Below are 16,157 nucleotides of genomic sequence, written 5' to 3'. Positions count from 1 at the left end.
ACTATTCTGATGGCGCTAGCGCGTCAGTAGTATTCTCGTCAATAACTATCACTTCCATACCGGTTTGTGGGTATTCAGGTAGTGTAAGAACGATTCGCTCGCCGCTATGTAAGCCAGCGTCAATCAAAAAGTAATCGCCTTGTTCGCGGACAACATTGACCTGACGTTTTTGCATTTGACCGTTTTCATCCAGTAGCCAAACAGCACTCTTATTCACCAAATCTTGTTTGATTCGAAATACATCTTCGAGCACAATGCCGGCAAAACTTACTTCGACATAGTTACCAAACTTCAGGGCTTGCTCACCGCTGTTGACCCCATAAGGATCGTCAATGCGGATCACTAAATTAGACATTCGTGTTGCTTCGTCAACAACGCCTAAATCCCGCGCTACGTACCCGGTTCTTGACACAGGGCGACGACCACGAGTAATAACTTGCGCAGGTTTTCCAGCAATTACCTCTGGCAAATATTCTGTATCAAAACCCGCAATAGGGAAGACAACTTCAGCGGTTTCAATATTGTGGAGCATGGCGGTATTCATGCCCACATTAACAAACTGACCAACACCAATCTCACGCGATACGACCAATGCGTCATAAGGCGCTTTCACTTGGGTATTGTCTAAGTCTCGCTGAGCGATGCGCAACTGAGCTTGGGCTGACTTCACGCTAGCTTGGGCACTCATTACTTGAGGCTTGCGCAGATACAAATCCGACACTTGCTGATTAGGTAAGCTGCTGGCTTCGCGTTTCGCGACGTCTGCTCGCGCTTGCTCTTCAATTAACAGAGCTTGTGCTTGAGAGAGTTGTGCTTCCGCTTGTAAAAGTGCCGATTCGTAGGCATCACGTTCAATGCTAAACAGCACTTCGCCGCGCTTTACAATACCGCCGGGAACAAAGTTGGGATTCCAGCTAACCACTTCACCGGCAACCTGAGCTGACAAGTTAGTGCTCTCGAGCGGACGAACTTCACCGTAACTTTCTATCGTTACGGTGTAATCAAGGGCGTTTAGCGGTTGGATCCTTACCGTTGGACGAGTATCTTGAATTTCCTCTTCCGTTTCCTCGGAGCCACTCGAGCCAATCGCCATCATGCCTCCGATGCCAGCTCCTAATATGACTACAGTGACCAGCAGTTTTAGCCATATATTGTTTGTTCTCATATGCGTAAATTTCTAGTGAGTTAATTCCTTTGTCTAATACTACTTTGATATAGGAAAAAAACGATCAGTGAAATGTAACGAACTGTGATTACAAATTTGTCATGAAACGGTGGAAGGGGAAGCTAAAGGCTATTTTATTGCCATATGACTCTGTTCCGACCATCCTGCTTAGCGATATATAAGCGTTTGTCAGCCAAATTAATTGCATCGTCAATGCTGGTGTTCGGATTCACTTCGGCTACACCAATACTGATGGTAACGGGGATAGGACGTTGATTCTGCCATACCGGTTCGTTGACAGTCTGCAACCGGACCTTTTCAGCCACTTCTGCAGCTTGTTGTAGCGAGGTCTGAGGTAGTAAAAATAAAAACTCTTCACCGCCCCATCGCGAAACTAAATCCTGATTGCGTACGGCTTGTTTGAAGCGTTGAGCAAGTATGAGCAGAACTTCGTCACCTGCATCATGACCGAAATCATCATTAATGCGCTTAAAGAAGTCAACGTCGGCTAAAAGCAACGAAAAAGGCTCTTTTTCGCGCAAAGTTCGCTGATATTCGTGCTTTAGTTGCTCGTTCAAGTTACGACGATTCGGCAGTTTAGTCAGTTGATCATGCAGGGCTTGACGCTCGAACTCATCGCGCAATTGACCAACCGCCGAGTAGCTTTGTTCGCGACTGTATTCATAAAAAGCGGACAAAAAGATGATGGTCATAAACGAGTACAGCAGGCGTGTTTTAAACTCAAAACTATAACTGGTGAGGAGTAACATCTCACTGGGCGCAAACAGAATAATAGCCAGTATTGCGGTATAGATAAGATTCGCAATCAGGCCATACTTGAAACCACCGAGAAACATACATACCGGAGGTACCAAGTAAATCCAAAGGGGGCCGGTATTATTATTACCACCCGCAATGACTAGGTAGAGAGTCAAAACCATTAAGCAACATTGCAAAATGGTTGATGAAACCGTCTGATAAAAGCGAGTCGGTTTGAGAATTTGTAACCAGCGCGTGCTGAAAAACAGTAAACTGGCGATAAATAGCGAAATAGCTAAGTGGTTATCATCGCCCATTATCGCGCGAATACCCAAAACCAAGGTAATCCCGCCACCGATAAAGACGAATAGATTGACCACGACAACTCGACGGTTAGTGTCTTCATCAAAGTGGTCAGAACAACCCGCTTTTGCGTAACGACGTGCTAATTGTCCTAGTAAAGCGAACATATATAAGGCTAATTAACCGTTTGTTGTCGTTGCATTGTAGCACTAATATCTGCCGCCAAAAGGCGAATTAATAACCGCATTTGCGCAACTGAAGCCGCATAACCATCAGCACTGAGGCTTGCTTGATAAGTAAACCGCTGTGGAGCCTGTAAGTGGGCGTTGTGACGCTCCAGCCAATATCCCGTGAAAGTTACATCGCCAGTAGCGAGTGGCATAAAATGCTCAACGTAAACAGATATCACTGCAGTGTTATCCTCATGGCGGCTCATCGCTGCTCCGGTATAAGCATCGAAGGACTGTAATTTTGTGATTTCAGTGGCTAGAAGACCCGCAATATCAACATCCAACGGTTGCGCCCAAACGTGCTTTGTTGCGATAGATAGCGTTCCGTTAGATTGCTGCATGACTAAACTACGCTGCTCTAGATGTTCAGGTAAGTGAACGCGTTCAATACTCACCTGCGGTAAATCGGACGTCGAGCGGGCCACTTCGGATGTCGCCAGGTTCAACATGTAATAGTTAATAACAACAGGTTGTGATGAACAGCCAACAAGCACCAGTGTCAAGGCTGCCAACAAAATGACCTGCGAAGTGCTGCACAATAGTTGCCTAATCATTAGTTGATTTCCTTGTCGGTTGAGGGTCTTGTGAGAGGTTATCCCCAAACACCAGACTGTTTGGTTTTTCATTCAAGCGAATTAACAATGGTTGCATGTCACGCATAGTTTGTTGCAGTGCGCGCATGCTGTCATTGATGTTCTCATAGGAATTAGAACCATCGGAGTAATCGGCTAACAGTTGAGTTAACTGGCCGCTCACGACAGCGATTTGTTGGTTTAACAGTTGCACATCCAATTCGCTAATTTTAGCGTTTATATTGTCGCTGGTTTGTGCCACCGAATCCGCGGTTGCAGTCATGGTTGCAATCACTTGTTGAATATCCTCAACCACAGTATCAAGTGGAACCTGATTGAGCTTGTTGAGTAGCGCGTCAACCTTTTGCGTAATTTGGGTAAATTCATCGGATGCACTGGGTATAAAATCATAACCCAGTAACGCTGCTTGCTTTACAGGAGGGGCATTTTCTACGTGTTGCAGGTCGACATATAGGGCACCGGTTAACACATTGCCCATGCGCAACGTAGCCCGCAGGTCTTGTTGTACCCAATGCTTTATTTGTTTTCGAACAAACTCTAATCCCTGTTGGTTATCTGGTTGGCGAACTTTCCCTGGGTAGATATTGATCAGTACAGGTATATCGTAATCTTCTTCTAAGATCGTCCCAGGCAGCGGGCTTTGCATGTTGATGGCTAATACCTCGCCAATCTCTATACCGCGATATTCCACGGGGGCACCGACTTCGAGTCCGCGCACAGTTTCGTCAATTAACAATATAAACTCCGCCGAGAGCTTAAAGCGCTCATCAGCAGCAGACTCGTAGGACGGATAGATATCAAAATAAGCGCGCTTGGTGATTTGTTCGCCAGCAGCGAAGCCCGGCGGGATCCCAAAGGTCACGCCATTGGTCAAAAGTGTTTCCAAACTGCCGGTTTCAACCGATATGCCACTTGAGGCAAGGTTGATTTTAACGCCACTGACATTCCAAAAACGCGTGTTTTCAGTAATTAACTTGTGGTAAGGCGCTTCGATAAAAGCATTGTAATACACTACGCGCTCTTCGATATTAAAGAATATGTCTTCAAATTCACCGACTTTAAAGCCTTTGTAAATGATTGGGTCGCCTTCTTTAAATGCGAATTCGTCAGCACTGTTAAGTGTGATATGCAGTCCCGGTGTGCCAGGTGGTGTCACGGGGGGACGACTTAAAGCGATAAAGTCGCTGCGGATCTGCCCGTTTTCAGCCGGCTCCATGGCAATGTAACTACCGGATAACAAGGTATTTAGCCCTGATACACCGCTAAACGAAATACGCGGCGATACTACCCAAAATTCTGTGTCGGTAGTAAGCAAGTCGGCAACCGATTTGTCCATTCTAGCCGTAATGACAACGCCATCTAAATCGGGTTTTAAATCGATACTTTTGACGACACCGACGTCGAGATCACGCGCTTTGATCGGGGTTTTATTGACTTCAATGCCACTCGCTGTCTCGAGCTCGATGGTAATTAGCGGACCTTGGTTTGCCCATTGCTGGAATATCATCCAAGCACCAACTAACAATGCAACCAGCGGTATAAACCAAACCTTTGACAATCTTGCTGCCGGCTTAACCGCTGCGGTCCGTGTTACGTTTGTTTCATTCGTCATCAAACTCATACCAAATCAAGCGACTATCAAAAGTCATTGCAGCGATCATCGTAATAAAGACCACTGCACAAAAAGCCAATACAGCTGGGCCAGGGTAAATCGACATGGTGTTACCCAACTGAATAAGCGCGACGAGAATCGCGACTACAAACACATCAATCATTGACCAGCGACCAATTAATTCCGTTACTCGGTAGCTAAATGCGCGCAACCTTTGGTTGGTAACATGCTGATATTGAACTGAATAATTAAGCCAAGCCAAAGCGAAAAGTTTAGCCACAGGCACTACGATACTAGCGATAAAAATTATAGATGCAACCGGATAAGAGCCACTTTCCCATAAGGTTCTGACTCCACCGACGATGGTACTGGGTTCATTGCTACCCAGAAGAGTGGTATTCATAATGGGTAAGGTGTTCGCCGGTATATAGAGTAGCGCAGCCGTGAATAACAAGGCCCAAGTGCGCTGCACACTGATATTGGCTTGCTTCGAATCCAAGGGAATCTCATAACCTGCTTCAATATCCCCTAGCCACCATTCTGCATCCACGCGTTCAAAATAGAGCATGGCGCAGGCAAAGCAGATAGTAAATGCGATATAGGCATAAAACGATAAGCCGAAATAAACGTCCGCCAGTGAGGTTATTTTGATCAGACTTACTAGCGTACCAACAAGAAAAATTTCCGCCATACTCCATGGCATTAAGCGTTTTATCCACAGTAGCGTGTTAGCGGCAAACTTTGACGGCTTGGCAAATAAGCGCAAATGTTGAAACACGGCAATGCCCAACAGCGTTAAACCGGGCAGTACGAGTGTGCCCAGTGCCATAATAATAGCCAGCGAGGTATAATCATTATCACTGAGAGTTAACAATGCCGCAGGTAAGTCCATAGCATTTTGTTGGCCGCTGGCGCGGAACGACAGGAAGTCAAATAACAAAGACAGTATCAAAAACAGCAAACCACTGACTGCGAACGCGTAAGCATATTCAACACCATTGCGTCGATGTGCGACTAATTGATGGCCACAACGCGGACACATGGCCCTTTCCCGATGCGCTAAAACCGGAACGTCTACAGCTAAGTCACAATGTTCGCATTGAATTAATGGCACAGTATTCTTTCGGTACGCGGGAGCATGTCAATAAGTCCAGCATAGAGCAATCGATAGCGTTACTCCAGTTCAAATATACGTGGGATCAAAAGCTTAGCGTGTTCTTAGCAATAAAAAAGGCCGCGGATGCGCGGCCTTCTGACGATTAATATTGAGCGTTGCCCGGTGTTCGCGGAAAGGGGATGACATCGCGGACGTTTTGCATGCCAGTGACATATGCCACTAAGCGCTCAAAACCAAGTCCGAAACCACTGTGCGGTACCGTACCGTAACGGCGTAAATCGCGATACCAAGAGTAGTCCTCTTGGCTCAATCCCATTTCAGCTAAGCGGCGATCGAATACGTCGAGGCGCTCCTCGCGCTGTGAGCCACCAATGATCTCACCAATGCCTGGTGCCAATACGTCCATTGCTGCAACGGTTTTGTTGTCGTCGTTAATACGCATGTAGAACGCTTTAATATCCTTCGGATAATTCTGCATGATGATTGGCGCACCAACGTGCTCTTCAGCGAGATAACGCTCGTGCTCAGACGATAAATCAACCCCCCACTCGACGGGGAACTCAAATGTCTTGCCGCAGTTCTGTAGAATTTCGATAGCATCGGTATAGTCCATGCGCACAAATTCGCTATCGACTAATTGCTCTAAACGACTTATTGCGTCTTTGTTGATACGCTGTGCGAAGAACGCCATATCATCAGGTAACTCTTCAAGTACGGCTTTACATACGTACTTGAGCATATCTTCTGCCAATTGTGCGATATCGCTCAAATCGGCAAATGCCACTTCTGGTTCAATCATCCAGAATTCCGCCAAGTGGCGACTGGTATTACTGTTCTCAGCGCGGAACGTTGGGCCGAAGGTGTACACTTTTGACAGGGCACAAGCATAGGTTTCAACGTTCAGCTGGCCCGAAACGGTAAGGTAAGTTTCTTTGCCGAAGAAGTCTTCTGAATAATCAACGTTACCTTTGTCGTCGCGCGGTAAGTTCATCATGTCGAGCGTACTAACACGGAACATTTCACCGGCACCTTCGGTGTCACTTGCCGTTAAAATTGGCGTGCTGATCCAAAAATAGCCGCGCTCGTGGAAGAATCGGTGGATGGCTTGCGACAAACAGTTGCGCACGCGCGCAACGGCACCAATTACATTCGTGCGTGGACGCAAATGTGCATGTTCTCGCAAGTATTCGATGCTGTGTCGCTTAGCCGCCATAGGATAGGTATCAGGGTTTTCTACCCAGCCATTGACTTCGATAGCTGTCGCTTCAATCTCAAGTGCTTGGCCTTTGCCTTCAGACGCTTTTACTGTGCCAGTTGCCGTAACCGCGCAGCCCGCTGTCAGACGTTGAACGTCTGCATAATTGTCGAGATTATTGAGTGCTATCACCTGTACCGGATCAAAGCAGCTACCGTCGTGTAGCGCAATGAATGAAAGTCCAGCTTTTGAGTCACGGCGGGTTCTGACCCAGCCTTTAACCGTCACAGTTGTGCTGATTTCATATTGACCCTTGAGCACGTCAACGACAGGGGCGTGCGACATAAATACATCTCCATAATTCGAGGCAAAAATCAAACCTCGTAGTATACTGATCCGCAGCGCTTATACCAGCAAAGACTGCTGCATTTATTGGTTATTGTATTTGTTGTTGGTCCAACACTTGTTGGCAGTGGAGAATTAGACGTGAGTGATAACAAAGAGTCTCAGGCACAAGGTGTATTAACCGATTTGGAATACATGCGCATGTCGGGCCGTGACCGGCGCACTACGCCGCGTATTCAAGATCGCATTTACCGTTTATCTGTTGCTCTTAACATAGTTGCCTGGTTGGGGTTAGCAGGCGCTTTAGTCTTGTTTCATTATGCGCGACCCGAGTTGATGACGGGGTTACACGCCTACTTTAATATCGAGGTTCGCGAAGACTGGTCACAGGTTCACGTGGATCTGTTGAATATACTATTACAGGCGTGCTTGATCATTACGCTGATAAGCGTAATTTTAAACCGCCAACGCTCACGCCGCCAAACCGATCGTTTTGGCGTTAATCTGGTCATTCTGGCTGTCATAGTGGTCGTTAGCTTGTTGACCTTGCAAATCACAGTGGATTTTTGACCTAGCTGTATTTGCTCAAGGTAGTAAATAACGACTGCGTAAGCTTTGACAATTGCTCTGCATTAATCACAAATGGCGGCATAATATAGACCAACTTGCCAAACGGCCGGATCCATACGCCATCGGCTACAAAATGGCGTTGTAATTCAGCTACCGGTATAGCGCGCTCAGTTTCAATTACACCTATAGCTCCGAGCACACGTACATCGGCGACAATACTCAGAGCACGACAAGGGGCTAGCTCCTGTTGCAGCTGACGTTCAATTTGCGGCACTTGTGACTGCCAGTGGTTTTGTTGAATTAACTCCAAACTCGCATGCGCGACGGCACAAGCCAGTGGGTTACCCATATAAGTAGGGCCGTGCATAAATACGCCAGGTTCCCCCTCGCAAATACCTAACGCAACTTCTTGCGTACAGATGGCGGCTGCCATGGTCATATATCCGCCAGTTAAGGCTTTACCCAAACACATAATATCTGGCGCAATACCCGCATGCTCGACACCAAATAGTTTGCCTGTACGCCCAAAGCCGGTAGCGATCTCATCGACGATTAACAGAACATCGTATTCATCACACAGTTGACGAACGCGTTTTAAATACTCTGGGTGGTACATGCGCATGCCGCCAGCACCTTGAACGATAGGTTCGAGGATCACAGCGGCCATTTCGTGGTGATGTTGCTCGAATATCTCGATAACGGGTAGCATCTCATCTTCGTTCCACACAGCACCAAAACGTGTTTGTGGTGCTGGGGCGAACAATTGCTGGCTCAACACGGATTGAAACAGACTGTGCATACCATTAACGGGATCACACACCGACATGGCGGCAAAGGTATCACCGTGATAACCGTTGCGCGGACTTAACAAGCGGTGTTTCTGCGGTTGCCCCTGCGCTGCCCAGTATTGAATAGCCATTTTAATCGCAACTTCGACCGAAACCGAGCCTGAATCGGCTAAAAAGATTCGTTCCATCCCATCGGGTAGCAATTCTAAAAGAGTACGACACAGCTGCACTGCGGGTGGATGAGTAATACCGCCAAACATTACGTGTGCCATCTTTGCGGTTTGAGTTTGTAGCGCCGCATTTAAATGTGGGTGATTGTAGCCATGTATCGCCGCCCACCAAGAAGACATACCATCAACCAACTGCCGACCGTCAGCTAAGGTAAGCTCTACGCCTTTAGCGCTAACTACCTCGTAACAGGGCAAAGGATTGGTGGCGGAGGTGTAAGGATGCCAGATATGCTGTTTATCAAATTCAATGATGTTCAAAATTTAACCGTTAGTCAATGTTGGTGAATGGTCAGAGTTGACAAGTCGTTTGCGGCGCTTAGACTAAGCCAGTATTTTTTGCATGTAAAGGGTAACCCATGTCTGCTTCGGCATCGCCTAGTTTGAATTCTGAATCTCTCGTACGTCACGATTGGACCATTGAACAAGTCAATGAGTTGTTCCAAATGCCTTTCAACGATTTACTGTTTAAAGCCCAGACGGTGCATCGCCAACATTTCGACCCTAATCAAGTCCAAGTCAGCACATTGTTATCGATTAAAACCGGTGCTTGCCCGGAAGATTGTAAGTACTGCCCGCAAAGTGCGCGCTACGATACCGGCTTGGAAAAAGAGCGATTATTAGAAATTGAAAAGGTTATTCAGCGTGCGCGCGAAGCGAAAGCTGCAGGTTCAACGCGTTTTTGTATGGGCGCGGCGTGGCGTAATCCGAAAGATCGCGATATCCCTTATGTGGCCGACATGATCCGCGAAGTGAAAAGTCTAGGACTAGAAACCTGCATGACGCTGGGGATGCTAACGCGCGATCAAGCTATTGCGTTAAAACAAGCGGGATTGGATTACTACAATCACAACCTTGATACCTCACCTGAATACTATGGCGATATTATCACTACAAGGACCTATCAAGACCGTTTAGATACCTTAGAGCACGTGCGTGAAGCCGGTATGAATGTGTGTTCTGGCGGCATTGTTGGGATGGGGGAAACGCCTGAAGATCGCTCAGGATTATTGATGCAACTGGCCAATTTACCGCGCCAACCTGAGAGTGTGCCCATTAACATGTTGGTTAAGGTTAAAGGCACACCGTTAGATAGTGTCGAAGACCTCGAACCTTTCGAGTTTATTCGCACCATCGCAGTCGCACGTATCATGATGCCTAAATCCTATGTGCGCTTATCTGCTGGGCGCGAAGCCATGAACGAGCAGATGCAAGCCTTGTGTTTTATGGCTGGCGCAAACTCAATTTTCTATGGTTGTAAGCTGTTGACCACATCAAATCCAGAAACCCATGAAGATGTGATCCTGTTTAAAAAGCTAGGGATTAATTCTGAGCGTACGCGCGAGTATTCTGACGAAGCACATGAAGCGGCGTTGCATGAAGAGATTGATGCTCAGAAAGGTGCTGAATTGTTTTATGACGCGACCCAGGCAAACACTCAAAAGGCTGAAACCGTAAAATAAGCCAATGGCGTTTGATTATATCCAAGCCGACCTAGAGGAGCGTCGGCAAGCCCACCTTTTGCGTCAGCATCAAGTTGTAGACGTTAATTACGACGGTTTAATAACCGTTGCAGATAACGCTTATCTCAATTTTGCCAGCAATGATTACTTGGGGTTGCGCCAGCACCCAGACGTATTGCAAGCGTGGGTTGAAGGACTTGAACTTTACGGCGCGGGCAGCGGCGCTTCACCGCTGGTAACCGGTTTTAGTCGAGCGCACCAGCAGCTAGCAGAAGCGTTAGCTGAGTTTACCGGCCGCGACGCCTGTTTATTATTTAATTCCGGTTATGCTGCCAATCATGCAATTTGTCATGCATTGTTTAAACAGCCGGGTACTTTAATCGCCGATAAATTATCGCATGCCTCTTTAATTGAGGCCGGGCGCACCAGCGGTTGCCAATTCAAACGTTTTAAACACAACGATCTCTACCACCTAGAAGATATTGCCAGCAACCAAGTGAGTGCTGAAGGTGGCAATGTACTGATTGCTACTGAAGGCGTTTTCAGTATGGACGGCGATACCGCCCCGATTGACAAGCTCGCGAATTTGAGTGAGCGGCACAGCGCTTGGTTAATGATTGATGATGCGCACGGTTTTGGCGTATTAGGTGAGCAAGGGCAGGGCATTGGCGCTGCGTCCACCGACCAAAATAAATGTCAGGTGTTGATGGGGACTTTGGGTAAAGCATGCGGTACTGCAGGCGCATTTGTTACGGGCAGCCAAACGTTAATTGATTACCTGACAAACTTTGCTCGTCATTACATCTACAGCACAGCAATGCCGCCCGCGCAGGCCCATGCAACGCTAACGTCGTTAGCGTTAATCCAACAGGGCGATTTACGCCAACAATTACACGCAAATATTGCGTACTTTAAAACTAAGATGGCTGATTTGGATTTTGCGCTTATGCCGTCTGATTCCGCTATTCACCCCTTAGTAGTTGGCGATCCTGCCGCAACTATCGCTTATGCAGAGCAGCTCAAGTCGCTCGGTGTCTGGGTTGGCGCCATGCGTTACCCAACCGTACCTAAAGGATCAGACCGCTTGCGTATTACATTGTCAAGTTTACATTCAGCGCAAGATATAGACGCGTTGTGTGATGCATTGGTTATTGCGAGGGATAGACTATGACTAACCTCGCACTGCAGCAAGATATTGGCACAATTGATAAAAGCCGAGTCGCAGCAGCATTTTCGCGTTCAGCACAAAACTATGCGGAAATTGCGCTGGTCCAGCGCAGTATCGCCGAGCAGCTTGCCCGACAAGTCACCGTACTTCCGATCACTGGGCGGATTATGGACTTGGGCTGTGGCACAGGTTATCTCACTCGGTTATTGAAAAAGCCTCAGCAACAATGGCTATGTGTTGATCTCGCTTCGGGTATGCTTGAACACGCATCTAAGCTCAATCAGCAATGCAGCCATACACGTGACTGTGAGTACTTACAGGGCGATATGGAAGCATTGCCAATCACCGAGAACCTTCTCGACACAATAGTGTCGAGTATGGCGTTGCAATGGGCGCAATCTCCGCAACGTGTATGTGCAGAACTAAAACGCACATTAAAACCGCAGGGACAGGCTTATTTGGCGATATTGCGTCACGATGCATTACCGGAGCTGCGCCAAGGCTGGCAGTCCATCGGTCAGTCAAAGCGGGTCAATCAGTTTGCTACACGCCATCAGTGGTTAAGTGCAGCCCATAGTGTAGGTCTAAAGACTGCTGCCGTAAAACAACATGATTTTGTTACTGAGCACACCGATATTCGTACTTTACTGCACAGTATCAGAGGGATTGGCGCAGGTGTAACTCGCAGCCCCCAGTTACCGCTAAAACGCAATGATTTACACAGTTTGCAGCGCTGGTGGCAGCAAAACCATGCCCGCGAGAACGGTCTACAGCTTACATACAGCGTCGATTTTTATCACTTTCAACAGCAAAGTGCAGGAGCTTAGTGAATGTTAAACTTGTTTGTTACCGGTACGGATACTGATGTAGGTAAAACCCTGATTAGCACCGGTTTACTCGAAGCCTTTAATCGGCTTAACAAGCAAACTATAGGCTACAAACCCATATCTGCCGGCTGTGAACAAACTGAGCATGGCTTAGAAAATGGTGACGCCAAAGCCTTGCTGCAACACAGTAGTGTTGCGCTTACATTAAGCCAGGTAAACCCAATTGCTTTTGCGCCGCCGATCGCCCCTCATATTGCCGCAGAGCAAGTCGGACAGACCATTACCGCTTGCGAGATAATCGCTGGCTGGCAGGCACTGGCCGATTTACAACCTGATGTGTTACTCACTGAAGGGGCTGGTGGCTGGCAGCTACCGATCAACAATCAGCAGTGTTTGCCCGAAGTATTAAGTGAGTTAAAACCTCGCGTACTTATTGTGGTTGGTATGCGCTTGGGTTGTTTAAACCATAGCTTGCTTACGGTTGACGCTATTAAGCGCCAAGGCTTTGAAATAGCTGGATGGGTGGCAAACCACTTGAGTACCGATATGCCTGTTGCGGCTGAAAACCTCGCAACATTAAAGGCTTTTATTGATGCGCCCCTAATTGGTGAAGTGCCGTATTTAGGCGACAACGCACAGTCTACTGCAGTTGAGCGCGTCGCCGATTGTCTTGATGTTAGCGGGTTAACCGTCGCTTAGTCTTGTTCAGTTGCCCATTTGTTGAGTTGCGTACCTGTTGTAATGGGTAGTTTTTCGCTGCCAATAAATACGAATCCATCTAGCGCACCGACTAAGGTTATGTCATCGCCGTACTTAGTCAGTGCAGTACCCTCACGAATCGCAATCACTGGCGTTTTCGGCCATAGTTGACAGAACTCAGCGAGGCGCTGGTCACGGGTTTCACCATTGTGATTGGGCGGTTGATAATCACTGTAGTGTGGGTTTAATTGACAGTCGATAAAGCCTAAAGCAGCAAAACTATCAGGCTCGACAATTGGCATATCGTTGGTTGTGCGAATAGTTCGGCCGCAAATATTTGAGCCAGCACTCCAACCGATATAGGGCAAGCCGTTATTTACCCGATCCTGCAACGGCTCGATAAGCTCGTTGGCATACAGTTGCTGCAACAATTGAAATGTATTACCACCACCGACCATTATCACATCAGCTGCAGCTAGACCTTCTCGTGCCGTGTCGAAGGTGTGAATTCCACGTATGTTTTTACCCGGTAATGCAGCACTCACGCGCGCTGTGTATTCTTCGTAATCAATGGTTACGCCCGCATAGGGAATAAACACGATATTAGTGGTTGCGACGCTGGCTTTAGCCAAGTGTGCATCAATCATGGGGACTGCGTGTTCTAAATAGTCTTCAGTGCTAGCTCTGGAGCTGCTCAACATCAAAATGTGGTGCATGGAGTGCCTGTTTCAGTGGTAAATTTCGCGCCATAGTGTAGCAGCTTCTTTAAAATAAGACTTCAAGCGTTGCAGTCTCACCGAGACTGATTAGAATGATGGCTCTTTAAACTCAAGGGAAATGTTATGTCTGGGTCAGTGCCTTCAGTGCTGTTTGTATGTTTGGGAAATATTTGTCGTTCACCGACTGCAGAAGCGGTGTTTCGCGCAAAGGCACGCGAGGCGGATTTAACGGTCGATATCGATTCGGCTGGTACACATGGTTATCACATTGGCAAAGCACCCGATCCGCGTTCCCAGCAGGCAGCGATTGCGCGCGGGTACGACTTTAAAGGCATTGCCTGCCGTCGGGTCGATGACAGTGACTTTGAACAATTTGATTTAATCTTAGGCATGGACGACGAAAACATCGAGAACTTGCTAAAACGCTGCCCGGAAGAGCACAAGCATAAAGTCAAGCTTATGCTCAACTTTGGTGAAAGCCGTTATACAGAAGTCCCCGATCCATACTACGGCGGTAAGCGCGGTTTTGAATTGGTTCTCGACTTAATTGAAGACGCTTCAGATGGTCTGGTAACTCACTTGCAAAAGGCACAGAGTGACGACTAATTTTGTACTGACTAGCACATCTAGCACAACAAAACCCTTGCGCGTTATTGTCGCGTTAGCTGTGTTAGTGCTCTTGCTATTTGCTGCAGTGTTAGTGCATTTAAAAATGACACTGGCAAATGCCCATGCCTTTGAGCATGTGATGTGGCAACTGACATTACCGACCTTAGTCACAGCATTTTTGGTTGGTGCGGCGCTGGCAGTAAGCGCCGGGTGTTTACAGGTTCTACTGCAAAACCCACTGGCCGATCCCGGGATTATTGGTATTTCCAGTGGTGCGAGTTTAATGGCCGCAGCGGTATTGTTATCCGGCTTTGGTGCTGGTTTTCTAGCGGTACAATATTGGTTGCCGCTTGCGAGCTTTATCGGTGCACTAGTATCTACATTCATTATTATAAAAATCGCCGCGCGTTTACAGCATTCACCGGTAGCAGTGATCCTGGCTGGGATTGCCATTTCTACTTTGAGTGGAGCAATTATCGCTTGGTTGTATTACTTTGCTGATGCTCAAGCCATGCGCAACCTTACTTTTTGGTTGATGGGGAGTTTGTATCAAAGCGATCCGAAAGTTTTACTAATTGGCGCGCCTATTCTCTTGTTCGCGATTGGTTTTATCCTCGGCAAAACAACCCAATTAAATCAGTTGTATCTAGGAGCAAACAATGCCATTGCCGCAGGCGTAAATGTGCAAGCGCTACAAAAGCGGTTGCTAATCGCCTGTGCGCTAGCAGTGGGATGTGCGGTTTCTTTAGCCGGCTCGATTGCGTTTATTGGCTTGTTGGTCCCACATTTCTTGCGCTTCATGATTGGCTATGACAATCGGTGGTTGATACCAGCGTCTGCACTACTAGGCGGGGCATTACTGCTATTGGTAGTTCTGGTTACCGAAGTATGGGCGGTAACGACATTACCGGTATCGATGTTAACGGCTTCCATCGGTGGTCCCATTTTTATTTGGGCCTTGCTACGCGGGCAATTTCGACCGGCGGGCGGGCGTTAGAATGAGTGCCGCGCCTGTGTTGTGTATCGAGCACTTAGAAGTCGACAACCGACTCACAGTGCAACACTTGCAGTTTTATCCCGGCCAGTTGGTACATGTCGTTGGCAGTAACGGCGCGGGTAAATCAACTTTGTTGAGCTGCGCAGCAGGATTGTATGCGGAACATCGCGCTCATGTAATGCTGCGTAACAAACCCTTATCGGAATGGCCATTAAATCTACTGGCACAAGAACGTTGCTTGTTAGAGCAGGGTGTAACTTGTCAGTTTGAAATTAGCGTGCGCGAAGTACTGAATTTTTATGGTGTTACTACAGATATTCCAGAGCAGTTGGCTGTAGCACTGGAACTTAAGAGTTTGCTTAACAGGCCCATAACGCAACTTTCAGGGGGCGAATTACAGCGCGTTCATATTGCCCGCTGTTTGTTGCAAATTTGGACCTGTATCAGTCGCGGAGAAGCACTAATATTCTTAGACGAACCTATGCAAGGATTAGATGTAAAGTATCAGCTGGCAGTGATGGATTTTTTAACTGCATTAGTCGCACAGGGCAATTGCGTAATTATGTCATGTCATGATTTACAACTAACTGCGCGATATGCCACTGATTGTGTCATGTTAGAAGGTGGCAGAGTGACTGCCAGCGGGATTAAATCAGCCGTTTTAACGGCGGCAAATTTGTCGCGTTGCTTTGGATGTGAATTTAATCTTATTTATTCTGAAAATGCATACGAATTCTACCTTCCGAGGCTGATACCGTAACTATGCCTGTG

The 16,157-nt window shown here is 47.4% G+C and carries 16 protein-coding genes; 8 read left to right on the top strand and 8 right to left on the bottom strand.

Translation table 11 applies throughout. From position 1 onward, the window contains the following. Nucleotide 1 precedes the first annotated feature (1 nt). From QTP81_RS04860 to asnS, 6 genes are all read right to left on the bottom strand, one after another. On the bottom strand, nt 2-1,165 hold the full coding sequence (locus QTP81_RS04860; protein WP_289364113.1) for an efflux RND transporter periplasmic adaptor subunit: 1,164 nt from the start codon (nt 1,163-1,165) through the stop codon (nt 2-4). Nucleotides 1,166-1,299: 134 nt separating this feature from the next. After that, complete coding sequence (locus QTP81_RS04855) at nt 1,300-2,394, bottom strand: GGDEF domain-containing protein (protein ID WP_289364112.1); 1,095 nt, start codon at nt 2,392-2,394, stop codon at nt 1,300-1,302. 8 nt (nt 2,395-2,402) lie between these two features. Continuing rightward, on the bottom strand, nt 2,403-3,011 hold the full coding sequence (locus tag QTP81_RS04850) for a PqiC family protein (RefSeq protein ID WP_289364111.1): 609 nt from the start codon (nt 3,009-3,011) through the stop codon (nt 2,403-2,405). Further along, on the bottom strand, nt 3,004-4,662 hold the full coding sequence (gene pqiB / locus QTP81_RS04845) for an intermembrane transport protein PqiB (RefSeq protein ID WP_289364110.1): 1,659 nt from the start codon (nt 4,660-4,662) through the stop codon (nt 3,004-3,006). Before pqiB ends, QTP81_RS04850 begins: the two co-directional genes overlap by 8 nt. Continuing rightward, nucleotides 4,652-5,704: a paraquat-inducible protein A gene (locus tag QTP81_RS04840; protein ID WP_289364109.1), complete on the bottom strand. Its 1,053-nt coding sequence runs from the start codon at nt 5,702-5,704 to the stop codon at nt 4,652-4,654. Before QTP81_RS04840 ends, pqiB begins: the two co-directional genes overlap by 11 nt. Nucleotides 5,705-5,921: 217 nt before the next feature. Then, on the bottom strand, nt 5,922-7,319 hold the full coding sequence (gene asnS / locus QTP81_RS04835; protein WP_289364108.1) for an asparagine--tRNA ligase: 1,398 nt from the start codon (nt 7,317-7,319) through the stop codon (nt 5,922-5,924). 141 nt (nt 7,320-7,460) lie between these two features. Here asnS and QTP81_RS04830 point away from each other — a divergent pair, with 141 nt between their 5' ends. After that, nucleotides 7,461-7,889 (top strand): hypothetical protein, encoded by a 429-nt coding sequence (locus QTP81_RS04830; RefSeq protein WP_289364107.1) that lies wholly within the window; start codon nt 7,461-7,463, stop codon nt 7,887-7,889. 1 nt (nt 7,890) lies between these two features. Here QTP81_RS04830 and bioA read toward each other — a convergent pair whose 3' ends face one another. Then, complete coding sequence (gene bioA, locus QTP81_RS04825) at nt 7,891-9,165, bottom strand: adenosylmethionine--8-amino-7-oxononanoate transaminase (RefSeq protein ID WP_289364106.1); 1,275 nt, start codon at nt 9,163-9,165, stop codon at nt 7,891-7,893. Nucleotides 9,166-9,263: 98 nt separating this feature from the next. Here bioA and bioB point away from each other — a divergent pair, with 98 nt between their 5' ends. The 4 genes from bioB to bioD are packed head-to-tail and all read left to right on the top strand — an operon-like array spanning nt 9,264 to nt 13,061. Next, nucleotides 9,264-10,367 (top strand): biotin synthase BioB, encoded by a 1,104-nt coding sequence (bioB, locus tag QTP81_RS04820; protein WP_289364105.1) that lies wholly within the window; start codon nt 9,264-9,266, stop codon nt 10,365-10,367. A 4-nt stretch (nt 10,368-10,371) separates the two neighbouring features. Then, nucleotides 10,372-11,538 (top strand): 8-amino-7-oxononanoate synthase, encoded by a 1,167-nt coding sequence (gene bioF, locus QTP81_RS04815; RefSeq protein WP_289364104.1) that lies wholly within the window; start codon nt 10,372-10,374, stop codon nt 11,536-11,538. Beyond that, on the top strand, nt 11,535-12,362 hold the full coding sequence (locus QTP81_RS04810; RefSeq protein WP_289364103.1) for a methyltransferase domain-containing protein: 828 nt from the start codon (nt 11,535-11,537) through the stop codon (nt 12,360-12,362). Before bioF ends, QTP81_RS04810 begins: the two co-directional genes overlap by 4 nt. A gap of 3 nt (nt 12,363-12,365) precedes the next feature. Further along, nucleotides 12,366-13,061: a dethiobiotin synthase gene (gene bioD / locus QTP81_RS04805; protein WP_289364102.1), complete on the top strand. Its 696-nt coding sequence runs from the start codon at nt 12,366-12,368 to the stop codon at nt 13,059-13,061. On the opposite strand, the gene pepE is transcribed toward bioD, so the two are convergent. Continuing rightward, entirely contained in the window at nt 13,058-13,777 is a 720-nt protein-coding gene (pepE, locus tag QTP81_RS04800; protein ID WP_289364101.1) for a dipeptidase PepE, read from the bottom strand. The genes bioD and pepE overlap by 4 nt on opposite strands. A gap of 126 nt (nt 13,778-13,903) precedes the next feature. On the opposite strand from pepE, the gene QTP81_RS04795 reads away from it, so the two are divergent. Genes QTP81_RS04795 through QTP81_RS04785 form a run of 3 tightly spaced genes read left to right on the top strand, consistent with a single transcriptional unit; the run spans nt 13,904 to nt 16,146 of the window. Further along, nucleotides 13,904-14,386: a low molecular weight protein-tyrosine-phosphatase gene (locus tag QTP81_RS04795; RefSeq protein WP_289364100.1), complete on the top strand. Its 483-nt coding sequence runs from the start codon at nt 13,904-13,906 to the stop codon at nt 14,384-14,386. Then, nucleotides 14,376-15,386 (top strand): FecCD family ABC transporter permease, encoded by a 1,011-nt coding sequence (locus QTP81_RS04790; RefSeq protein ID WP_289364098.1) that lies wholly within the window; start codon nt 14,376-14,378, stop codon nt 15,384-15,386. The genes QTP81_RS04795 and QTP81_RS04790 overlap by 11 nt, the downstream gene beginning before the upstream one ends. A gap of 1 nt (nt 15,387) precedes the next feature. Continuing rightward, nucleotides 15,388-16,146, top strand: coding sequence for an ATP-binding cassette domain-containing protein (locus tag QTP81_RS04785; RefSeq protein ID WP_289364097.1), 759 nt, complete (start codon nt 15,388-15,390; stop codon nt 16,144-16,146). The last annotated feature ends 11 nt before the right edge of the window (nt 16,147-16,157 follow it).

The sequence above is a fragment of the Neoalteromonas arenosi genome, assembly GCF_030362855.1.
GTDB classification, from domain to species: Bacteria; Pseudomonadota; Gammaproteobacteria; order Enterobacterales; family Alteromonadaceae; genus Alteromonas_E; species Alteromonas_E arenosi.
Note: the sequence above shows the minus strand (reverse complement) of the source record. Positions and strands in the feature narration are given on the sequence as shown.